Origin of the sequence: Rathayibacter sp. AY1F2, from assembly GCF_002930885.1 — a bacterium.
In the GTDB taxonomy this organism is placed as follows: Bacteria; Actinomycetota; Actinomycetes; order Actinomycetales; family Microbacteriaceae; genus Rathayibacter.
Map to the genome: position 1 here is coordinate 32,433 of NZ_PSVG01000007.1, position 21,135 is coordinate 53,567.

Consider the following 21,135-nt stretch of genomic DNA (forward strand, 5'->3'; position numbering starts at 1 on the left):
TCAGACGAGGGGGTTCGGCGGGGCGCACAGGGAGATGCTAGGGCTCGGAGGGGCGTCCGGTGGGTCGAGCCCGGCACAGGCGGGGCCCGTCCCGCGGATCGTGCTGCGAGACGGGCCCTGCCGGTGGGACTACTTGATCGACTCGATCGCGGTGGCGACGGTCGAGGCGAGCTCGGAGCTCAGGGGAGCGGAGCCGGCCTGAGCGGCGGCGGCCTCCTGGCCCTCCTCGCTCGCGACGTAGGAGGCGAAGGACTTGACGACCTCGCCCTTGTCGGCGTCCGCGTACTCCTGGCACACGATGAGGTAGCTGACCAGGACCATCGGCCAGGCGTCCGCCTCGGTGCCGGTGCGGTCGATCTTGATCGCGAGGTCGTTGTCCTCGCGGCCGTCGGCGATGGGCGAGGCGGCGACGACCGCCGCGGCTCCGTCGGCCGAGATGGTCGAGAACGCGTCGCCGACCTTCAGCTGGGCCATGTCCATGCCCTGGGCGCCGGACTCGTCGGCGTAGCCGATCGTGTTGGTGCCGTTCTTGACCGCGTCGACGACACCCGAGGTGCCCTTGGCGCCGTCACCGCTCTGGTACGGGAAGGTCTGCGCGGCGGGAGCGTCCCAGACGTCGCTCGCGGTGGCCGCGAGATAGTCGGTGAAGTTCTGCGTGGTGCCCGAGTCGTCCGAGCGGTGCACGGAGGTGATGTTCGCCGACGGGAGGGTCGCGTCGGGGTTCAGGGCCTTGATCTCCGGGGCGTCCCAGGAGGTGATGGTGCCCTTGAAGATGCCAGCGATGGTGGCCGCGTCGAGCTTGAGCTCGTCGACGCCCTCCACGTTGAAGATGACCGCGATCGGCGAGATGTAGACCGGGAGGTCGATCGCCTTGGTGTCGGGGGCGCAGGCGGCGAAGGTGCCTGCGAGCTCCTCGTCCTTGAGCGCGGAGTCGGAGCCGGCGTAGTCGGCGGCGCCGTCGATGAAGTTGGTGCGGCCGGCGCCGGAGCCCTGCGGGTCGTAGTTGACCGTGACCTCGGGGTTCGCGGTCTGGAACGCGGCGGCCCAGGTGGTCTGCGCGGTGCCCTGAGCGGACGAGCCGATCCCGGTGATGGTGCCGGAGAGCGTGGAGGTGGTGGCGGAGCCGGAGCTGCCGCCTGCGGCCGGTGCCTCGTTGGCAGCGCAGGAGGTCAGCGTGATCGCTGCGACGGCGGCGACGACGGCCGCCTGGCCGAGACGCGAGAATCTCACAAGTATCCCTTTCGGGTAGGAAAGCGTGGAAAACAGAACAGGGCCTGGTGCAGCCCGCGAGCGAGAGTACGGAGGGGTCGTGTCCTGGCACCGACCGCTCGGTGAACGCGCGGTGAACGGGTCCGCCTCGGGGATTGCGGAGCGACGGGGCGGCGGGGAAGGCGCGGTGCGTCCGGCGGGTCCCGGCGGCGCGACCGGCTTGGTGCGGACGGACCCGTCGAGCCGGTCACGCAGCGCGCCCGGGCGGTCAGGCCAGCGGCGTGTGCGTCTCGATCGCTACGATGCCGGATCCGGGATGACCGGTGGAGAGGTGCACCACGGCGAAGCCCCCGGTCGGCAGCGCTGCCGCCTCGTCGAGGTAGGCGCCGAGAGGGGTCGCCGTGGCGAGGGCGATCTCGCGCAGGATCTCGGGGATCACCGGCCGGTGGCTGCAGAGGACGGCGGTGCGGCGGGCGCGGACCCGCTTGCCGACCAGGGCGCGGACGTCGGCGGTGCCCTGCTCGTGCGCCTCCTGGCTGAGGTCGTCGCGCAGCTTGACCGGCTTCCTGACCAGACCGGACAGCGGGGCGATGGTCGACCGGCAGCGCTTGGCGGTGCTCGAGACGAGGCGGCGCGGGCGCCAGGCGGCCACGGCCTGAGCGGCGGCAGCGGCCTCGACCCGGCCGCGCCCGGTGAGGCGGCGGGTGGAGTCGCGGCCGTCCCAGGAGGAGGCGGGCACCGCCTTCGCGTGCCGCAGGACCACGATCGCGAAGGTCTCGAGCGCACCGCGTGCGGCTATCCGGGCGAACTCGTCGACGATCGTCACGTCGTGCGGATAGGTCAGGTAGCTCCGGGCCCGCTTGAGCGTCACCCACTCGAGCGCCTCGACCTCGTCGTTCGGGAGGAAGTCGGACGCCAGGACGGCCTTCTCGGTCACCTGCGCCGCCCAGTAGTAGACGGCCTTCGGGCGCCCGCTCGGCAGCGTGTACTCGGTGCACCCCAGCGGCACCCCGAGCGCCACCGAGAGCCCGGTCTCCTCGCGGATCTCGCGGACCGCGGTCTCCGGGAGGGACTCGCCCGCGTCGACCTTGCCCTTGGGCAGGCTGACGTCCCGGCGGTGCGGCCGGTGGATCACGAGGATGTGCGGGCGGCCCTCGATGATCCGCCAGCACACCGCTCCTGCTGCGTAGACGGTGCCCGTCACGGGCGTCAGCGGCTGGAGGCCCGGTTGGCGGACCGTGTCGCCGCGCGCTTGCGATGGGTGATGTGCTGCATCAGCTGGTTCTGGAGGTCGGCGAGCGGAGCGCCCTCCTCGTCGAGGTGGTGCCGCGTCCAGTCGCCGTCCGGGCCGAGCCACCAGGAGGCGGTCCGCTCGTCCATCGCCCGCTCGAACATGTCGTCGATCTCGCTGAGGTGCGCCGGCTCGACGATCCGCACCAGAGCCTCGACGCGGCGGTCGAGGTTGCGGTGCATCATGTCGGCGCTGCCGATGAAGACGTCCGGCTCGCCGCCGTTGACGAAGCTGAAGATGCGGGAGTGCTCGAGGTAGCGGCCGAGGATCGAGCGCACGCGGATGGTCTCGGAGAGCCCCTCCTGGCCGGGCTTCAGCCCGCAGATGCCGCGCACCCAGACGTCGACCGGCACGCCGGCCTGGCTGGCGCGGTAGAGCGCGTCGATCACGGACTCGTCGACGATCGAGTTGACCTTGATCCGGATGCCCGAGGGCCGCCCCGCGCGGGCGTTCTCGGTCTCGGCGGCGATCCGCTTGAGCAGGCCCTTCCGGAGGTGGCGCGGCGCGACGAGCAGGCGCTTGAACTTCTTCTCGATCGCGTAGCCCGAGAGCTCGTTGAACAGGCGCGTGAGGTCCTTGCCGACCTCGGGGTCGGCCGTCAGGAGTCCGAGGTCCTCGTAGATGCGCGAGGTCTTCGGGTTGTAGTTGCCGGTGCCGATGTGGGAGTAGTGGCGGAGCACTCCGCCCTTCTCCTGGCGGATGACGAGCGCGAGCTTGCAGTGGGTCTTCAGCCCGACGAGCCCGTAGACCACGTGCACGCCCGCCTTCTCGAGCTTGCGCGCCCACGAGATGTTCGCCTGCTCGTCGAAGCGCGCCTTGATCTCGACCAGGGCGAGCACCTGCTTCCCCGACTCGGCCGCGTCGATGAGCGCCTCGACGATGGGGGAGTCGCCGGAGGTGCGGTAGAGCGTCTGCTTGATCGCGAGCACGTCCGGATCGGCCGCCGCCTGCTCGAGGAACGACTGCACGCTCGTCGCGAAGGACTCGTAGGGGTGGTGCAGGAGCACGTCGCCACGGGAGACCGCCTTGAAGACGTCCTGCCGCTGGTTGGGCTCGCTGGGCGAGAGCTGCACCGCCGTCGTCGGGACGTGGTTGGGGTACTTCAGGTCCGGGCGGTCGATCTTCTGCAGGCTGAAGAGCCCGCTGAGGTCGAGCGGGGCCGGGAGCTTGTAGACCTCCTGCGTCGTGATGTCGAGCTCGCGGACCAGCAGGCCCAGCGTCTCGTCGTCCATGTCGTCGGTGACCTCGAGGCGGATGGGCGGGCCGAACCGGCGGCGCAGCAGCTCCTTCTCGAGGGCCTTGATCAGGTTCTCGGTCTCGTCCTCGTCGACCTCGACGTCCTCGTTGCGCGTCACCCGGAACACGTGGTGGTCGAGGATCTCCATGCCGGGGAACAGGTCGTCCAGCTGGTTGGCGATCAGGTCCTCGAGCGAGATGAACCGCATCGGCTCGCCCGGCGCCGCGACGCCGGCGATCCGCACGAAGCGGGGGAGCATCTGCGGCACCTTGAGGCGCGCGAACTCGACCTTCTGCGTCTTCGGGTTCCGCACCCGCACCGAGAGGTTGAGCGAGAGGCCGGAGATGTAGGGGAACGGGTGCGCCGGGTCGACCGCGAGCGGCATCAGCACCGGGAACACCTGGGCCGAGAAGTAGTCGTCCAGCACGGTGCGCTCGGCGTCGCTCAGCTCGTCCCAGCGGACGAGGTCGATGCCGCCGTCGCGCAGGGCGGGCTCGACGAGCTCCTTGAACGCTCGGGAGTGGCGCTGCTGCAGCAGGTGCGCCTTCTCCGAGATGTCGGTCAGCACGTCGACCGGCACGCGCCCGATGTTCGTCGTCAGGGCGAGCCCCGTGAGGATGCGGCGCTTGAGGCCGGCGACCCGGACCATGAAGAACTCGTCGAGGTTGGACGAGAAGATCGCGAGGAAGTTCGCCCGCTCGAGCGCCGGAACCAGCGGATCCTCCGCGAGCTCGAGCACGCGCTGGTTGAACGCCAGCCAGCTCAGCTCCCGGTCGAGGTAGCGGTTGTCGGGGAGGAGCGGGTCCGAGTGCTCCTCCTCGTCGTCGAAGTCGTCGTCGAGGTCATCGCTGAGACCGTCTTCGAGAAGCAGGTTGTCGCCGTCCATGCGACCATCCTGGCACCGCGTCCGTCCGCTCCGCGCCGCCGCTCGTGAATGCCGGATGAACGGGGCCGGGGAAGGCCCTGTGGAGGAGTGCCGGCTCAGCGCAGCGGCGCGGCCCGCTGCAGGTACTGCACGTCGACGGAGGCGTCCGTGAACCCGAGCGAGCGGTAGAGCGCCACCGCCGACCGGTTCTCGGCCTCGACGTAGAGGTCGGCCGTGGTGCAGCCGCGCTCGAGCATCCGCGCGAGCCCGGCGTTCAGCAGGGTGCGGCCGAGTCCCCGTCCGGCCGCCTCGGGGGCGACCCCGAGGACGTAGATCTCGCCGGTCGTCGATCCGGGCTCGATCTTGAGCCAGTCGTAGCCGAGGAGCGTGCCGTCGGCGTCGCGGAGCAGGAGGAAGTCGCCCTCGTCGAACCACGGCTCGGCGCGGCGGGCCGCCAGGTCCTCCTCCGTCATCCGCCCCTGCTCGGGGTGCGCGGCGAAGACCCGCGCGTTCAGGGCGATCCACTCGGCCGGAGCGAGGTCGCGGGCGTCCGAGAGGACGACGCCCTCGGGGACGCGGACCTCGGGAGCGGCGAGCGGCTCGAGCTCGAGGTGCAGGAGGGTGCGAACCGGTGCGAAGCCGTGGGAGGCCGCGAGGGCCCGGGCGGCGGGGTGGTCGCCGTGCGCCCAGGCGAGCAGGCCCGTCCGGCCGCTCGCGAGGACCTGCTCCAGGGTCGCGGTGCCGAAGCCGACCCCGCGCCACTCCGGATCGACGACGAACTCCAGCTCGCCCTGCCCGAGGATCGCCGCCGCCACGACCACGTCCGCGCGCAGCCCCACGAGGAGGGTGCGCGAGCCGGCCCGGGCGTCGACGAGCGTCTGGTCGCTGAAGGGGGGCTGGTGGTCGAACCAGGCGGCGCGCCCGATCAGGTGCTCGAGGCCGGCCGCCACCGCGGGATCGGCCAGATCCTCAACGGACAGGTTGAGCGACTCGCTCATTGTCCTCTTCGTACACGTTGAAGCGGTATCCGACGTTGCGGACCGTGCCGATCAGCGACTCCAGGTCGCCGAGCTTCGCGCGGAGGCGCCGCACGTGCACGTCGACCGTGCGGGTGCCGCCGAAGTAGTCGTAGCCCCACACCTCGCTCAGCAGCTGCTCGCGGGTGAAGACGCGCGAGGGGTGCGTGGCGAAGAAGCGGAGGAGCTCGAACTCCTTGAAGGTGAGGTCGAGCGGGCGCCCGTGCACCTTGGCGGAGTAGCTGGCCTCGTCGATCACGACGCCCGACGCCTGGATGCGCGAGGTCGACTGCTCCTGCGCCAGCCGGCCGATCACCAGGCGGATGCGGGCGTCGACCTCGGCGGGGCCGGCCGAGTCGAGGATGACGTCGTTGACGCCCCAGTCGGCCGAGACGGCCGTGAGCCCGCCCTCCGTGAGGATCAGGATGAGGGGGACGTTGATGCCCGTGGTCGTGAGGATCTTGCAGAGCGACTTGGCGCTGGCGAGGTCCTGCCGCGCATCGACCAGGATCAGATCGCAGCTCGGGGCGTTCACGAGCTGGGCGGGCTCCGCGGGGATCTGCCGGGTCCGGTGGCTGAGGAGCCCCAGTGCGGGGAGCACCTCGGCGCCTCCCGCCGAGGTCAGTATCAACAACTGCGCCACGGATCCTCCAGAACTGGTCTGCCCGCAATACTAGCGGCGGGCCGGGAGGGGCGTCCGCCTGGGGCACAATTGTCGGATGGGCAGGGATCGGGTGGGCATCGGAGTCGTCTGGGCGCTCGCACTCGCGGGCTCCGTGCTGACTCTGGCGATCGCCGCTCCGGAGTCCCGGCAGCTCTGGCTCGCGCTGACGTTCGGCGGCTGCGTGCTCGCGACCTTCGCGGTGCAGCTCGCCGTGGCCCGCGCCGAGGGGTACCTCCTCCGCGCGATGACGAGCATCGTCGGAGCGATGGCCGTGGTCGCGGTTGCGAGCGGGATCGCCCTCCTCCTCCCCGCCTGAGCGGTCGCGCCGTCCTGTCCCGAGCACCCGGATCCGCACCGCCTGAGCGGCCGCGTCCGCCCCGCCCCGGCGTCGGAGGCGGCGGGTAGGATGAGCGCATGCTTCTCGCCCTGGAACTCTTCTACCTCGGTCTGCTCGGGCTCGCCTCCCTCGCCATCGCGTGGGTCTCCGGCGTGGTCGTCTACAAGCTCTACCGCGGCCAGCGCTAGCCGCCGCCGGAGCCCGAGTGATCTCGCTTCCGTCGGGCCTGCCGCCCGAGCTCGTCCCCCTGTCCTGGCTGCTCGGCGTCTGGGAGGGCTCGGGCGTCATCGACTACACGATCGGCGACGACTCCGTCCAGGCCGAGTTCGGCCATCGCATCAGCTTCAGCTACGACGGCCTCCCGTACCTCAACTACAACTCCTACACGTGGCTGATCGAGGAGGGCGCCGAGGAGGCGCCCCGGCCGCTGGTCACCGAGACCGGCTACTGGCGCCTCAGCCGCGCTCTGACCGACTCCGACGCCGGCCCGGGAATGCTGCCCGGCCGCGGCGCACCCGCCTTCCCCGACGCGGAGTCCGTCGAGACTCTGCGCAACGCCGCCGGCGGGTTCGACATCGAGGTCTCGCTCGTGCACCCGGACGGGGTCAGCGAGCTCTACCTCGGTCAGGTCAAGGGGCCGCGGATCGACCTCGCGACCGACGCGGTGATGCGCACCGCCGCGGCGAAGGACTACGCCGCCGCCACGCGCCTCTACGGCCTGGTCGACGACCACCTGCTCTGGGCGTGGGACATCGCCGCGCTCGGCCAGGGCCTGCGGACCCACTCCTCCGGACGGCTCGCCCGTGTCGACTGACGCGCCCTCCCCGCTCCTGGCCGCCCCGGGCGCCGTCGCGACGACGAGCGCCGCCGAGCCCGGCGTCGCCGCCCACTACGGCGAGCCCTTCCGCGAGCAGCGCGCTCTCGCCGCGGGCACCGCGCTCGTCGACCTCTCCGGCCGCGGCGTCGTGACCGTCACGGGGCCGGACCGCCTCACCTGGATCGACTCGCTCACCAGCCAGGCCGTCTCGCGCCTCGCTCCCGGCGCGTCCGCCGAGACGCTCCTGCTCGACCCGACCGGCCGGATCGAGCACGTCATCCGCCTCGTCGACGACGGCGAGACCGCCTGGCTCCTGCTCGACCGCGACGAGACGGCCGGCCTGGCCGCCTGGCTCGACCGGATGCGCTTCATGCTCCGCGTCGAGGTCGCCGACCGCACCGACGACTTCGCGACCCTCGCCGTCCTCGGCGACGGGCCGGCCCTGACGCTCGCCCTGTCCCTGGCCGAGGAGCCCGTCGTCTGGAGCGACCCGTGGTCGCTGGTCCAGCCGGGCGGCTGGCAGTACGCGCTGACCACAGAGCACCCCGGGGCCTCCTGGGAGCTCCGCGAGGTCCTGGTCCCGCGAGCGGCCCTCGAGGCCCTCGCGGAGACGGCCGTCGGGGTGGGAGTGGCCCTCGCCGGGGTCGACGCCCTCGAGGCCCTGCGCATCGCCGCCTGGCGCCCGCGCCACGCGACGGAGGTCGACGAGCGGTCCATCCCGCACGAGCTCGACCTCCTCCGCTCGAGCGTGCATCTCGCCAAGGGCTGCTACCGGGGCCAGGAGACGGTGGCGAAGGTGCACAACCTCGGGCACCCGCCGCGGCGCCTGGTCCTGCTGCAGCTCGACGGCTCCGACTCGGTCCTCCCCGCCCACGGCGACGTCGTCACGGCGCTCAAGGGCGGCGAGCCGGTCGAGGTCGGCACGGTCACCTCCAGCGCCTGGCACTACGAGGACGGACCGGTCGCCCTCGCGGTCGTCAAGCGGAGCGTCCCGGTGGACCTCGAGCTGACCGTGCTGGCCGGCGACTCGCGCGTGGCCGCGGCCCAGGAGGTCGTGGTCCCGCCCGGAGCCGGAGCGGAGGCGGGAGTGCCCCGCCTGCCCCGCCTCGGGGCGACGACCAGGTAGGCCACGCCGTGGTGGCCGCACGTCCCGCCGAGCGGGGCCGGGCGGCCGAGCGGCTGCGCGGTCTCGTCCGGACCCCCGAGCTGAGTCCCGCGCGCGCCCTCGCCCGCGCGGGGGCGTCGCTCCCCGCCGTGCTGCAGATCGTGCTCGCGGCGACCCTCGCCTACTCCGTCGCGCACTTCCTCCTCGGGCACCCCGCGCCGGTGCTGGCGCTGACGGCCACGATCTCGAGCCTCGGCATCGCGCGCGACACCCGCCCCAAGCAGGTGGCCGAGACAGCGACGGGGATGCTCATCGGCATCACGGCCAGCGAGGTCCTGCTCCTGCTGTGGGGGAGCGGCGTCTGGCAGCTCGCCGTCGTCCTCGCGATCGTCTTCACGCTCGGCCGGGCCCTCTCGCCCTCGCCGGGGTTCGCGGTGGCCGCCGGGACCCAGGCGATGCTGGTGATGGTCCTCCCTGCGCCGGACGGAGGCGTCTTCACCCGGAGCGTCGACGGCCTGATCGGCGGGCTCGCGGCGCTGCTCTGCACGGCGATCGTGCCCCGCCCGCCGCTGCGCACAGCGCGGGCCGAGGCGCACCGGCTCCTCACCGCGCTCAGCCGGACCGTGGAGGAGCTGGCCGAGGCGCTCCGCCGGGGCGACTCCTCGGCGTCCACCGCAGCCCTCGAGCGGATCCGCGGGACGCAGCCGGTCATCGACGGCTGGACCGCGGCGCTCGACTCCGCGACCGGCGTCGCCCGGATCTCGCCGTTCGTCCGCCGGCACCGCGGCGAGCTCTCCCGCCAGGCCGTGATGCTGTCCGCGCTGGACCTCGCGACCCGCAACCTGCGCATCGTCGCGCGCCGCACCGACTTCCTCGTCCGGGACGGCGCCCCGCGGCCGGAGCTCGCCGGAGCGGTCGCCGCCCTCGGCCCGGGCATCGCGCTGCTCGGCCGCGCGGTCGCCGATCCGTCGGTGCTCGCCCTGGCGCGTCAGGACATCGTGCTGCTCGCGACCACGCTCGACCCCCAGCGGCTGATCCCGGAGGCGCGCCTCGCCGAGAAGACGGTGCTCGTCCTGCTCCGCCCGCTCGTCGTCGACCTGCTCACGGCGACCGGCGCCGCTCCCGCCGAGGCGCGGGCCGCCCTGCCCCCGCTCGCCTAGGGCTCAGGAGGTCCGGTGCTCAGTCGGGCGCTCAGGAGGAGGGGGCGACCGCCTCCCACGCGACCGTCACCTCGCCCAGGCGCCAGCGCCGCGGCCCGCCGAGGACCGGCCACTCCGGCCGGAGGTCCCGGACCGCCGCGATCCAGCGCTGACCCGGACCGTAGACGGCGAGAGGGGCGTTCAGCGTCCACGCCCGCTCGAGGGAGGAGAGGAAGGCGTGCACGCCCTCGCCGGGCACGTTGCGGTGGATGAGGGCCTTCGGCAGGCGCTCGGCCGCCGTCATCGGCGAGGGGGTCGCCGCGAGCCGGAGCGAGAGGGTCAGCGAGCGCGGGCCCTCCCGGCCGACCTCGATCCAGGTGCAGATGCGGCCGATCTCGTCGCAGGTGCCCTCGACCAGGACGCCGTCGGGCTGCAGACGGTCCGTCATCGTCGCCCAGGCTCCCTCCACCGCGTCCTCGTCGTACTGGCGGAGCACGTTGAAGGCGCGGATGACGCCCGCCCGCCGCCCCGCGGGCAGGGGCACCTCGAAGCCGCCGCGCTCGAAGCGCACGCGCGCGTCCGCGGGGAACGGCGTGCCGCCCTCCCTCACCCGGGCGAGCTGGCGCCGAGCGGTGTCGACCCGTGCGGGCTCGATCTCGAGGCCGAGCACCTCGACGTCGGGCGCGGCCCGGACGAGCCGGCGGTGCAGCTCGAGCGTGGTGACCGCGCTCGCCCCGAAGCCGAGATCGACGACGAGCGGGGAGGCGGTGCTGCGCAGGACGGGCAGCTCGGCGAGCCGGCGGTCGACCCGGCGGAGGCGGTTCGTGCCCGTCGTTCCGCGGGTGACGGCTCCGATGGGCATGCTCTCCAGCGTATCCGCGGGCGAGGGGGCCGCCTCTAAGCTGGACGCATGTCCGAGACCTACACCCTCATCCTCGTGCGCCACGGCAACAGCGAGTGGAACCAGAAGAACCTCTTCACCGGCTGGGTCGACGTGCGCCTGACCGAGCAGGGAGTCGCGGAGGCCACCCGCGCCGGCGAGCTGCTGACCGAGGCGGGCCTGCACCCCGACATCGTCTACACGTCGCGCCAGACGCGTGCGATCCAGACCGCCAACATCGCCCTCGAGGTCGCCGACCGCCTGTGGATCGACGTCAAGCGCTCCTGGCGCCTCAACGAGCGCCACTACGGCGCCCTGCAGGGCAAGGACAAGGCGCAGACCCTCGCCGAGTACGGCCCCGAGCAGTTCCAGACCTGGCGCCGCTCCTTCGACGTGCCGCCGCCCCCGCTCGACGACGACGACCAGTACTCGCAGGCGCACGACGAGCGCTACGCCGACCTCGGCGACGCCCTGCCCCGCACCGAGTCGCTGAAGCTCGTGATCGAGCGGATGCTCCCGTACTGGGAGTCCGACATCAAGCCGGACCTCGCCTCGGGCAAGACCGTCATGATCACCGCGCACGGCAACTCCCTCCGCGCGCTGGTGAAGACCCTCGACGGCATCTCGGACTCGGACATCGCGGAGCTCAACATCCCGACCGGGATCCCGCTCGTCTACGAGCTGAACGAGGACTTCGAGCCCATCGGCGAGGCGCGCTACCTCGACCCCGAGGCCGCGGCCGCCGGTGCCGCCGCCGTCGCCGCCCAGGGCGCCAAGAAGTAGCACCGCCCCGCACGCGCGAACGGCCCGCCCGAGTCCTCGACTCCGGCGGGCCGTTCCCGTAGCCCCGGAGGCGGAGCGCACGGACACGTCCGGCCCGCAGGAGACGCTCGTTCCTGCGGGCCGGACGGTGAGACGGGCCGGAGCCCGAGGTGTCGACTAGGAGTAGTCGCCCGAGATCAGGTACTGGACCTTCTTGGCGATCGACACGGCGTGGTCGGCGAAGCGCTCGTGGTAGCGGCTGGCGAGGGTCGCGTCGACGGTGTCGGCGGCCTGGCCCTTCCACGCCTCGCTGAGCACCTTGTCGAAGACGCTGACGTGCAGCTCGTCGATCTTGTCGTCCTCGTCGCGGATCTCCTCGGCGATGCGCGGGTCCTGCGAGCGGAGCAGGTCGGTCAGCTTGTGTGCTACGACCACGTCGAGGCGGCCCATCTCGACGAACGTCGGACGCAGGCTCTTGGGGACCACCTTGTCGGGGAAGCGGTAGCGCGAGAGCTGGGCGATGTGCTCGGCGATGTCGCCCATCCGCTCGAGCGACGCGCTGATGCGCAGCGCCGAGACGACGATCCGCAGGTCGCGGGCGACCGGGTTCTGCCGGGCGAGGATGTCGATCGCGAGCTCGTCGAGGCTGATGGCCAGCTCGTCGATGCGCGCGTCGCTCGCGATGACCTCCTCCGCGAGGGTGACGTCGGAGTGGTTGAACGCCTGGGTCGCCTTCTCGATGGCGATCTCGACGAGTCCGGAGATCTCGACGAGTCGTTCCTGGACCTCGGCCAGCTCCTGCTGGAAAACTTCGCGCATCTGTGTTCGACCCTCTCTACGGCGCGCGCGGACGACGGCGCCGGATCTGCGGCGAGCACCTCGCACGCCGCTGCGACTGCACTCCGTGGGCGCAGGCGCAGTCATGATGACCACGGCAGGTTAACGGACGGTGCCGGGCGTTTGAACAGTACTCGACCCCCGGAGGATCGACGGGAGTCCGGTAGGGGGACGCCCGGTGGATGGTTAGCCTGGGTCCGTGGATTCGGGCTTGATCGTGGTTCTGTCGCTCGTTCTCGGTGTCGCGATCGGGATCCTTCTGACGACCGTGCTCACGCTCGCCGCCCGCCAGGGCCGCATCGCGCAGGACGTGATCTCGGTCGGGCTCCCCGAGGGGATCGAGGCGATCATCGACGCCGTCGGCTCGCCCGCCTTCGTGACCGACCCGTCTCACAACGTGCTGAAGGCGTCCACCCGCGCCGTCGCGCTCGGCCTGGTCTCGCAGGACACGCTGCTCCACCCCGACCTCGCCGCCATCGTCGACCGCGTCCGCCGCTTCGGCGACGACATCGTCCAGGACCTCGAGCTCGCGACCAGCCCGCTCTCCGACGCCGCCGTGACGCTCGTCGTCCACGCGACCCGCCTCGGCTCCCGCTACGTCCTCGTCATCGCCGAGGACCACACCGAGGCGCGCCGGCTCGAGGCCGTCCGCCGGGACTTCGTCGCCAACATCTCCCACGAGCTGAAGACCCCGATCGGCGCCGTCGGCCTGCTCGCCGAGGCCCTCGACTCCGCCGCCGACGACCCCCAGCAGGTGCGCCGCTTCGCGCACCGGCTGACCCAGGAGTCGCACCGCCTCGCGAAGATCACGCGCGAGATCATCGAGCTCTCCCGCCTCCAGGCCGCCGACGTCGCCGGCTCCGCCGAGATCATCCGCGTCGACGACGTCGTCACGGCGGCGCTCGAGACCACCCACGTCATGGCGGAGTCGCACGACGTCACCCTGGTCAAGGGCGGGATGAAGAAGGCCTACGTCGTGGGGCAGGAGAAGATGCTCGTCTCGGCGCTGCACAACCTCCTCGCCAACGCCATCCAGTACTCGCCCGCAGGCTCCCGCGTGGGCATCGGCGTCCGCTCCACCGGCGGAGTCGTCGAGATCGCCGTCACCGACCAGGGCATCGGCATCCCGGAGGAGGACCTCGACCGGGTGTTCGAGCGCTTCTACCGCGTCGACCAGGCCCGCTCCCGCCACACCGGCGGCACCGGCCTCGGCCTCAGCATCGTCAAGCACGCCGTGCAGAACCACGGCGGCGACGTCCGCGTCTGGTCCAAGCCCGGCCGCGGCTCCACCTTCACCATCCGGCTCCCCGAAGCCGACCCCGCCCGGACGCCCTTCGCGGCGACCGCCCCGATAGGAGAACACGCGTGACCAGCATCCTGCTCGTCGAGGACGAGAGCGCCCTCAGCGAGCCCCTCAGCTACCTGCTCGAACGCGAGGGCTACGACGTCACCGTCGCCGAGGACGGCAACCGCGCCGTCGCCGCCTTCGACGAGGGCGACTACGACCTGATCCTCCTCGACCTCATGCTGCCCGGCATGCCCGGCACCGAGGTCTGCCGCGAGATCCGCACCCGCTCCTCCGTCCCGATCATCATGGTCACCGCCAAGGACTCCGAAGTGGACATCGTCGTCGGCCTGGAGCTCGGCGCGGACGACTACGTCACCAAGCCCTACTCCACCCGCGAACTGCTCGCCCGCATCCGCGCCGTCCTCCGACGCCGCACCGAGGAGCCCGGCGAGGAGCGGATCGTCGTCGCGGGCCCCGTCCGCATGGACATCGAACGCCACACGGTCGAAGTCGACGGCGTCGAGACCCCGATGCCCCTCAAGGAGTTCGAGCTCCTCGAGATGCTCCTCCGCAACGCGGGCCGCGTCCTCACCCGCGGCCAGCTCATCGACCGCGTCTGGGGGAGCGACTACTTCGGCGACACGAAGACCCTCGACGTCCACGTCAAGCGCATCCGCTCGAAGATCGAGAAGACGCCGAAGGAGCCGGTGCTCCTGGTTACTGTCCGCGGCCTCGGCTACCGCTTCGACGCTTGATCGCGGGCCCTGGCGGGGCGATCTGCGGCGTTGTCGTCGGTTGCGATACCGCTGGTATCGCGCCCTCCTCCGCCTTGCAGCTCACCCCGCCAGGACCCGCGATCAACCCTGTACTGGAGGGGTGAGGTGCGGGGCCGCCGCTGCGCGACGAGCCGCGGGGTGGGGCCGTCGCTTCGCGACGAGCCGGGCGGGGGCGTCGCTCAGGGCGTGGTGCTCGAGTGGTCGGCGTATCGAGACCCGCGCAGCCGGACGTCGCCCGCCTGGTGGTGAGTGGTTGGCCGAGCGGGTGTGTCGAGAACTGCGGGGACGACGAAGGGCCGCCCACCGGGGTGGACGGCCCTCGAGGGCGGAGGGGGCTACTCCGCGGTGGGAGCGTCGACGCCGGGCTCGGCGGTCGGAGTGGGGAGCGCGGTCCGGGCGGGGTCGGCCGTCGGGGTGACGGTCGGCGTCGCGGAGGGCGCGGGGGTCAGCGTCGAGTAGGCCTCGAGGGCGTTCGTCAGGACGGGGACGAGGAGCTCCTTGCCCTGCTCGGAGCCGTACTGGAAGTAGACGGGGAGCAGGCCGCCGGGGATTGTGTCGATGTCGTCCATCTGGACGGCCTCGGTGCTGTCGGGGCGGACCTCGGTACGGCCGGGGACGGCGTCGACGGTGTCGCTGGTGCGGCCCGCGGAGCCCTCGTACTGCACCTCGACGCTCAGCGCCTCATCGGTGGAGTTCACGAGCGTCACGATCAGGGTGCCGGCCTCGCCGTCGTCCGAGACGATCATCGCGTTGCGGATGGCGAGATCGCCGATCGTCGCGCCGACTCCGTCGCTCGGGTCGTAGATCTTGCGCGTCGCCTGCGGGGCGACGAGGTTGCAGCCGGCGGTAGCGAGGGCGACGCCGACCGCGAGAACGACGGATGCAGCGATACGCGCCTTCACAGGAACCTCCAGATCGTCGGCCCCGCTCGCCCCGGACAGGGCGACTTCACTGTGCACGAGCCGACACCAGGCTAGCGTAGCGAGCACCGCGGCTCCGCCCGTCCGGACTCCCTTCCCGCTCGGCGCGCATGGTAATCTGTCCGCCGCTGAAAGGACGTCGCATGCAGTTCGAGGTCGGAGAGACGGTCGTCTACCCCCATCACGGAGCCGCCACGATCGCCGAGGTGAAGACCCGGACGATCAAGGGCCAGGAGAAGACGTACCTGAAGCTCCGCGTCGCGCAGGGCGACCTCGTCATCGAGGTGCCCGCCGACAACGTCGACCTGGTCGGCGTCCGCGACGTCATCGGCCGCGAGGGCGTCGAGCGCGTGTTCGAGGTCCTGCGCGCCGAGGTCGTCGAGGAGCCGACCAACTGGTCGCGCCGCTACAAGGCCAACCTCGAGAAGCTCGGGTCCGGAGACGTCGTCAAGGTCTCCGAGGTCGTCCGCGACCTCACCCGCCGCGACCGCGACCGCGGCCTCTCGGCGGGGGAGAAGAGCATGCTCGCCAAGGCCCGCCAGATCCTCGTCTCCGAGCTCGCCCTGGCCGAGAAGACCGACGAGGACGCCGCCTCCGTGCTCCTCGACGAGGTCCTCGCATCCTGAACGGTCCGGCCGGCGCGCCGACCGCGGCCGTCGTCGTCGTCGCCGCCGGCAGCGGCACGAGGCTCGGCCGCGAGCGCCCCAAGGCCTACGTCGACTGCGCGGGGAGGACGATCCTCGAGCGCAGCCTGCGCACGGTGCTGCTGCTCGCGGAGCCGGTCCAGATCGTCGTCGTGGCTCCCGCCGCCCTCCTCGAGGAGACGGCCGCTCTGACGCACGCCGCCGGAGCCCCGGACGGCTCCGTCAGCGTCGTCGCCGGAGGCGCCAGCCGCCAGGAGTCGGTCGCTCGAGGGCTCCGGGCGCTCGGCCCGGCCGTCGAGACGGTGCTCGTGCACGACGCCGCCCGCGCCCTCACGCCCGTCGACCAGTTCGAGCGGGTGATCGCGGCGGTCCGGGAGACGGGCGGCGGAGTGATCCCGGGTCTGCCGGTCACCGACACGATCAAGCGCATCCGCGCCGACGGCGGGATCCTCGGCACGGTGGACCGCTCCGAGCTCGCCGCGGTGCAGACGCCGCAGGGCTTCCCGCGCGCGCTCCTCGACGAGGCCTACGCCTCGGCGGAGGAGGACTTCACCGACGACGCGGCGCTCCTCGCCTCGCGCGGCGGTCCCTCGATCGTCGTCGCCGGCGACCCGCTCGCCTTCAAGATCACCACCCCCTGGGACCTGGCCCGCGCCGAGCAGGTGCTCGCACCGCCGCCCGCCGTCGTCGTGCCGCGCGTCGGCATCGGCACGGACGTGCACGCGTTCGACGACGCGTCGCCGCTCTGGCTCGCCGGGCTCCACTGGCCGGGGGAGCGGGGCCTGTCCGGGCACAGCGACGGCGACCCGGTCGCCCACGCGATCTGCGACGCGCTCCTGGCGGCGGCGGGTCTCGGCGACATCGGCTCCCGCTTCGGCACGACCCACCCGCGCTTCGCGGACGCCCACGGCGAGGTCTTCCTCCGCGCGACCCGCGAGCTGGTGGAGGCCGCCGGCTTCGCCATCGGCAACGTCTCGGTGCAGCTCATCGGCAACCGCCCGAAGTTCTCGCCGCGGCGCGAAGAGGCGCAGAGGCTGCTCTCGGAGCTGCTCGGCGCACCGGTCAGCGTCGCCGCCACCACCTCGGACGCGCTGGGCTTCACCGGCCGGGGCGAGGGGGTCGCCGCGACCGCGACGGCACTCGTCCTCCCCACCCCCGCTGTCGCCCGGTAGTCCCCGGGCGGAGCCGCCGACCCGGCCGGGAGCGGTCCGCCCGGTAAACTCGCCCGCGTGACTCTGCGACTGCATGACTCGAAGGCCCAGGCCCTCGTCGATTTCGTCCCCCTCCGCGAGAACGAGGTCGGGATGTACGTCTGCGGACCCACCGTTCAGTCCTCGCCCCACATCGGGCACCTGCGCTCCGCCCTCGCCTACGACCAGCTGCGCCGCTGGCTGGCGTACCGCGGCTTCCAGGTCACCCTGGTGCGCAACGTCACCGACATCGACGACAAGATCCTCGCCATCGCCGAGGACGCGCGGCGTCGGGTGCCCGAGGGCGCGCCGGTCGAGCAGTGGTGGGCGCTCGCCTACCGCGTCGAGCTCGAGTTCACCGCCGCGTACACGGCCCTCGGCATCCTCCCGCCGACCTACGAGCCGCGCGCGACCGCGAGCATCGCCGAGATGATCACCCTCATCCAGACCCTGATCGAGCGCGGTCACGCCTACCCGGCGCCCGACGACTCCGGCGACGTCTACTTCGACACGCGGTCCTGGCCGGACTACGGCTCGCTCACCCACCAGCGCCTCGAGAGCATGGAGGCGGCGACCGACGCCGACCCGCGCGGCAAGCGCGACCCGCACGACTTCGCTCTCTGGAAGGGCGCCAAGGCGGAGGAGCCCGAGTCGGCCGCCTGGGCCTCGCCGTGGGGCGCCGGGCGCCCCGGCTGGCACATCGAGTGCTCCGCGATGTCGACGAAGTACCTCGGCACCCAGTTCGACATCCACGGCGGCGGGCTCGACCTGCGCTTCCCCCACCACGAGAACGAGCTCGCCCAGTCCAGCGCCGCCGGCCACGCCTTCGCCAGCTACTGGCTGCACAACGGCCTCGTGTCCGTCATCGGCCAGAAGATGAGCAAGTCGCTCGGCAACTCGGTGTTCGCCTCCGAGCTGCTCGAGGCGGCCCGCCCGCTCGTCGTCCGCTACTACCTCGGCTCGGCCCACTACCGCTCCACCCTCGAGTTCCACGACGGGGCCCTCGAGGAGGCCGAAGCGGCGCTGGAGCGGATCGAGGGCTTCCTCGAGCGCTCCCGCCGCCGCCTCGACGGCACGCGGTTCGCCGCGCTCGGCGAGCCGGTGGTTCCGGAGGAGTTCGCCGAGGCGATGGACGACGACCTGTCCGTCCCGCAGGCCATCGGCGTCCTGCACGAGACCGTGCGCGCCGGCAACGCCGCCCTCGACGCCGAGGACCTCGGCTCCGTCTCGGCCCTGCGCACCCAGGTGCTCGCGATGGCGGCCGTGCTCGGCATCGACCCGGAGGCGCCCGAGTGGGCGCGCTCCGACGACGAACCCTCGTACCGCGCGCTCAGCGTGCTGGTCGACCGCCTGGTCGCCGAACGCCAGACCGCGCGCGAGCAGCGCGACTGGGCGAGCGCCGACCGCATCCGAACCGATCTCGCCGCGGCGGGAATCACGATCGAAGACACCCAGACGGGTGCGCATTGGAGTCTCGATGGCGAATAAGCCCGGCCGCCCCGGAGCGGTCCGAAAGAAGAGCAAGGGCAAGGCCGTCGGTTCCGGCGGTCAGGGCCGTCAGGCCCTCGAGGGCAAGAAGCCCACGCCCAAGGCCGAGGACCGGCCCTACCACCCCGCAGGCAAGGCGAAGCTCGCGCGCGAGCGCTTCGTCGCCGCAGGCGGCAAGGGCCGCCCCGGCGGAGCCCTCTCCGCGGCCGCCCGCGGACAGGGGCGCCCCGCTCCGTCGCGCAAGCCCAAGAGCGGCGACGACTTCGAGATGGTGACGGGCCGGAACTCGGTCCTCGAGGCGTTGCGCGCCAGCATCCCGGCCACCACCCTCTACCTCGCGACCCGCATCGAGATGGACGACCGGGTCAAGGAGGCGCTCAAGATCGCCACCGCCCGCGGCCTTCCCGTGCTCGAGGTCATGCGCCCGGAGCTCGACCGCCTCGCCGGCCCCGACTCCGTGCACCAGGGCCTCGTGCTGAAGGTGCCGCCCTACGAGTACGCCCACCCGAGCGACCTGCTCGAGCGCAGCGTCTCCCGCGGAGCGGTCCCCCTCCTCGTCGCCCTCGACGGCATCACCGACCCGCGCAACCTCGGAGCGATCATCCGCTCCGTCGCCGCGTTCGGCGGCCAGGGCGTCATCGTCCCGCAGCGCCGCTCCGTGGGCCTCAACTCCGCCGCCTGGAAGACCTCCGCCGGAGCCGCCGCGCGCATCCCCGTCGCGATGGCGTCCAACCTCACCGCCATGATCAAGGACTTCAAGCGCGCCGGCGTCTTCGTCATCGGACTCGACGGCGACGGCGACGTGATGCTGCCCGGCCTCGAACTCGCCGACCGGCCGCTCCTCGTCGTCGTCGGCAGCGAGGGCAAGGGCCTCTCCCGCCTCGTCACCGAGCAGTGCGACGCCGTCGTCTCCATTCCGATCAGCTCCGCCACCGAATCCCTCAACGCCGGGATCGCGGCGTCGGTCGCGCTCTACGAGATCTCCAAACTCCGCTCCGCCTCCGAGTAGCGCGGGCGCCGGCACGGCGATCTGCGGCGTTGTCGTCGGGCGCGATACCGCCGGTATCGCTTCCTCCTCCGCCTTGCAGCTCACCGCGCGGGCACCGGCACGGCGATCTGCGGCGTTGTCGTCGGGCGCGATACCGCCGGTATCGCTTCCTCCTCCGCCTTGCAGCTCACCGCGCCGGCACCCGCGCTCCAGGTCTGGATGTCAGGGGCGCCGCCTTCGGCGAGCGGACAGGGGCGCCGCCTGCGGCGAGCGGACCGAGTGCGCCGCCTGCGGCGAGCGAGCCGGGGGGATGCGAAGAGGGCCCGTGCTGACAGCGCGGGCCCTCTTGCGGTGGTGGGGGGTCAGACGTTCTTCGTCCAGTCGACGTCGGCGTCCTCGTCGGTGAGCTCGGCGTCGCCGGACTCGTCGAGGACGAGGTTCGGGAGGGTCAGCGCCTCGGTAGGAGGAGCGATGACCGTCGCCTCGTCGCGGCGATGACGCAGGATGTCGTTCACGTAGGCGGTGACCGCCTCCGCCAGGGGGACGTCGCGCGCCTGCTGCTGCGACATGAACCAGCGGTGCTCGAGCAGCTGGTGGAACATCTCGGCCGGCTCCAGGCGGCCCTTGAGATCACGGGGGATCGAGCGGATGACCGGCTCGAACACCTGCGCCAGCCACTCGTGCGCCACCATCTCCTCGTCCAGGCCCTGCTTGTCGTAGGTCGCCGTGTACGAGTCGAGGTCGTTGAGCAGGCGCCGCGCCTGGTTCTCCTGCGCGTCCAGCCCGGTGAGACGGAGCAGCCGCCGCTGGTGGTGGCCGGCGTCGACCACCTTCGGCTGGATCCGCACCGTGGACCCGGCCTCGTCGGTCTTGATCGCGAGCTCCTCGATGTCGAAGCCCAGCTCGTTCAGCCGGTTCACGCGGTCGTTGATCCGCCAGCGCTCCGAGGTCGCGAACGACTCGGCACCGGTCAGCTCCTTCCAGAGGCTGCGGTACGCCGCGACGATGCCGTCGGAGACCGTGATCGGATCGAGGTCGTCGTCGACGCGACCGCCGGCCTCGAGGTCGAGCAGCTCGCCGGCGATGTTGACGCGGGCGATCTCCAGATCGTTCTCGCGCTGGCCGTTCGAGAGGCCGCCCGAGTAGAGCTGCCCGGTCTCCGCATCGACCAGGTAGGCGGCGAAGGCGCCGGCATCGCGCCGGAAGAGGGTGTTCGAAAGGGACACGTCGCCCCAGAAGAAGCCGATCACGTGCAGGCGGACCAGGAGGAGCGCCAGCGCGTCGACCAGACGGGTCGCCGTGTCCGGCCGCAGCGTCTGCGAGAAGAGCGCCCGGTAGGGGAGCGAGAACTTGAGGTGACGGGTGACCAGCACGGCGGGCAGGGCCTCGCCCTCGTCGTCGGTGCGGTTCGTGATCACCGCGCCCGGCACCACGCACGGCACGTCGAGGCGCTGCAGCGTCTTCAGCATCTCGTACTCGCGCCGCGACATCTCGGCGGTCGTCTCCTTGACGGCGACGACGTGACCGGAGAGGTGGGCGAAACGGACCGTGTGCCGCGAGATGCCCTTCGGCAGGGCGGCGATGTACTCGTCGGGCCAGTCGTCGAGCCGCAGGTTCCACGGCAGGTCGAGCAGGGCCGGGTCGACGGTGGCCGAGGTGATGTTCAGGGAGCCGGACATGGT

The 21,135-nt window shown here is 72.2% G+C and carries 20 protein-coding genes; 11 read left to right on the forward strand and 9 right to left on the reverse strand.

The window, feature by feature from the left end; genetic code table 11:
- Positions 1 to 129: 129 nt before the first annotated feature.
- From pstS to C5C54_RS07455, 5 genes are all read right to left on the reverse strand, one after another.
- Positions 130 to 1,230 carry a phosphate ABC transporter substrate-binding protein PstS gene (pstS, locus tag C5C54_RS07435; protein WP_104224704.1) on the reverse strand — a complete coding sequence of 367 codons (1,101 nt, stop codon included), beginning with the start codon at positions 1,228 to 1,230 and terminating at the stop codon, positions 130 to 132.
- Between the two features lie 247 nt (positions 1,231 to 1,477).
- On the reverse strand, positions 1,478 to 2,413 hold the full coding sequence (locus tag C5C54_RS07440) for an NUDIX domain-containing protein (RefSeq protein ID WP_104224703.1): 936 nt from the start codon (positions 2,411 to 2,413) through the stop codon (positions 1,478 to 1,480).
- A gap of 5 nt (positions 2,414 to 2,418) precedes the next feature.
- Entirely contained in the window at positions 2,419 to 4,623 is a 2,205-nt protein-coding gene (locus C5C54_RS07445) for an RNA degradosome polyphosphate kinase (RefSeq protein WP_104288071.1), read from the reverse strand.
- Positions 4,624 to 4,718: 95 nt separating this feature from the next.
- A complete protein-coding gene (mshD, locus tag C5C54_RS07450) occupies positions 4,719 to 5,600 on the reverse strand; it encodes a mycothiol synthase (RefSeq protein ID WP_104227268.1) in 882 nt (293 codons plus the stop codon).
- The gene (locus C5C54_RS07455; protein ID WP_104224700.1) at positions 5,572 to 6,261 is read right to left on the reverse strand and encodes a winged helix-turn-helix domain-containing protein; all 690 of its coding nucleotides are present in this window, start codon (positions 6,259 to 6,261) and stop codon (positions 5,572 to 5,574) included. Before C5C54_RS07455 ends, mshD begins: the two co-directional genes overlap by 29 nt.
- A gap of 76 nt (positions 6,262 to 6,337) precedes the next feature.
- Between C5C54_RS07455 and C5C54_RS07460 the strand changes: the two genes are divergently transcribed.
- The 4 genes from C5C54_RS07460 (at position 6,338) to C5C54_RS07475 (ending at position 9,701) form a co-directional block, all read left to right on the forward strand.
- A complete protein-coding gene (locus C5C54_RS07460) occupies positions 6,338 to 6,598 on the forward strand; it encodes a hypothetical protein (protein ID WP_146076503.1) in 261 nt (86 codons plus the stop codon).
- Between the two features lie 226 nt (positions 6,599 to 6,824).
- The gene (locus C5C54_RS07465; RefSeq protein ID WP_104224698.1) at positions 6,825 to 7,433 is read left to right on the forward strand and encodes an FABP family protein; all 609 of its coding nucleotides are present in this window, start codon (positions 6,825 to 6,827) and stop codon (positions 7,431 to 7,433) included.
- On the forward strand, positions 7,423 to 8,562 hold the full coding sequence (locus tag C5C54_RS07470) for a folate-binding protein YgfZ (RefSeq protein WP_104273394.1): 1,140 nt from the start codon (positions 7,423 to 7,425) through the stop codon (positions 8,560 to 8,562). Before C5C54_RS07465 ends, C5C54_RS07470 begins: the two co-directional genes overlap by 11 nt.
- A gap of 8 nt (positions 8,563 to 8,570) precedes the next feature.
- Positions 8,571 to 9,701: an aromatic acid exporter family protein gene (locus tag C5C54_RS07475; protein ID WP_104247690.1), complete on the forward strand. Its 1,131-nt coding sequence runs from the start codon at positions 8,571 to 8,573 to the stop codon at positions 9,699 to 9,701.
- A gap of 31 nt (positions 9,702 to 9,732) precedes the next feature.
- Here C5C54_RS07475 and C5C54_RS07480 read toward each other — a convergent pair whose 3' ends face one another.
- Complete coding sequence (locus C5C54_RS07480; RefSeq protein WP_104247689.1) at positions 9,733 to 10,542, reverse strand: class I SAM-dependent methyltransferase; 810 nt, start codon at positions 10,540 to 10,542, stop codon at positions 9,733 to 9,735.
- Between the two features lie 48 nt (positions 10,543 to 10,590).
- On the opposite strand from C5C54_RS07480, the gene C5C54_RS07485 reads away from it, so the two are divergent.
- A complete protein-coding gene (locus tag C5C54_RS07485) occupies positions 10,591 to 11,343 on the forward strand; it encodes a phosphoglyceromutase (RefSeq protein WP_104224694.1) in 753 nt (250 codons plus the stop codon).
- Between the two features lie 156 nt (positions 11,344 to 11,499).
- Here the strand turns inward: C5C54_RS07485 and phoU are convergent, their stop codons facing one another.
- Positions 11,500 to 12,141 (reverse strand): phosphate signaling complex protein PhoU, encoded by a 642-nt coding sequence (gene phoU, locus C5C54_RS07490; protein WP_104224693.1) that lies wholly within the window; start codon positions 12,139 to 12,141, stop codon positions 11,500 to 11,502.
- A 217-nt stretch (positions 12,142 to 12,358) separates the two neighbouring features.
- On the opposite strand from phoU, the gene C5C54_RS07495 reads away from it, so the two are divergent.
- Both C5C54_RS07495 and C5C54_RS07500 read left to right on the forward strand, forming a co-directional pair.
- Positions 12,359 to 13,528 (forward strand): cell wall metabolism sensor histidine kinase WalK, encoded by a 1,170-nt coding sequence (locus C5C54_RS07495; protein WP_104224692.1) that lies wholly within the window; start codon positions 12,359 to 12,361, stop codon positions 13,526 to 13,528.
- A complete protein-coding gene (locus C5C54_RS07500; protein WP_104227263.1) occupies positions 13,525 to 14,202 on the forward strand; it encodes a response regulator transcription factor in 678 nt (225 codons plus the stop codon). The genes C5C54_RS07495 and C5C54_RS07500 overlap by 4 nt, the downstream gene beginning before the upstream one ends.
- Before the next feature lie 356 nt (positions 14,203 to 14,558).
- Here the strand turns inward: C5C54_RS07500 and C5C54_RS07505 are convergent, their stop codons facing one another.
- Complete coding sequence (locus tag C5C54_RS07505; RefSeq protein WP_104224588.1) at positions 14,559 to 15,125, reverse strand: hypothetical protein; 567 nt, start codon at positions 15,123 to 15,125, stop codon at positions 14,559 to 14,561.
- Between the two features lie 161 nt (positions 15,126 to 15,286).
- Here C5C54_RS07505 and C5C54_RS07510 point away from each other — a divergent pair, with 161 nt between their 5' ends.
- The 4 genes from C5C54_RS07510 to rlmB are packed head-to-tail and all read left to right on the forward strand — an operon-like array spanning position 15,287 to position 19,474.
- The gene (locus C5C54_RS07510; protein ID WP_104224589.1) at positions 15,287 to 15,769 is read left to right on the forward strand and encodes a CarD family transcriptional regulator; all 483 of its coding nucleotides are present in this window, start codon (positions 15,287 to 15,289) and stop codon (positions 15,767 to 15,769) included.
- Positions 15,763 to 16,959: a 2-C-methyl-D-erythritol 4-phosphate cytidylyltransferase gene (gene ispD / locus C5C54_RS07515; RefSeq protein ID WP_181127862.1), complete on the forward strand. Its 1,197-nt coding sequence runs from the start codon at positions 15,763 to 15,765 to the stop codon at positions 16,957 to 16,959. The genes C5C54_RS07510 and ispD overlap by 7 nt, the downstream gene beginning before the upstream one ends.
- A gap of 57 nt (positions 16,960 to 17,016) precedes the next feature.
- The gene (gene cysS, locus C5C54_RS07520) at positions 17,017 to 18,465 is read left to right on the forward strand and encodes a cysteine--tRNA ligase (RefSeq protein WP_104247688.1); all 1,449 of its coding nucleotides are present in this window, start codon (positions 17,017 to 17,019) and stop codon (positions 18,463 to 18,465) included.
- Positions 18,455 to 19,474 (forward strand): 23S rRNA (guanosine(2251)-2'-O)-methyltransferase RlmB, encoded by a 1,020-nt coding sequence (gene rlmB, locus C5C54_RS07525; RefSeq protein ID WP_104224591.1) that lies wholly within the window; start codon positions 18,455 to 18,457, stop codon positions 19,472 to 19,474. Before cysS ends, rlmB begins: the two co-directional genes overlap by 11 nt.
- A 341-nt stretch (positions 19,475 to 19,815) precedes the next feature.
- Here rlmB and C5C54_RS07530 read toward each other — a convergent pair whose 3' ends face one another.
- Positions 19,816 to 21,132 (reverse strand): DUF4032 domain-containing protein, encoded by a 1,317-nt coding sequence (locus C5C54_RS07530; RefSeq protein ID WP_104226481.1) that lies wholly within the window; start codon positions 21,130 to 21,132, stop codon positions 19,816 to 19,818.
- Positions 21,133 to 21,135 lie beyond the last annotated feature (3 nt).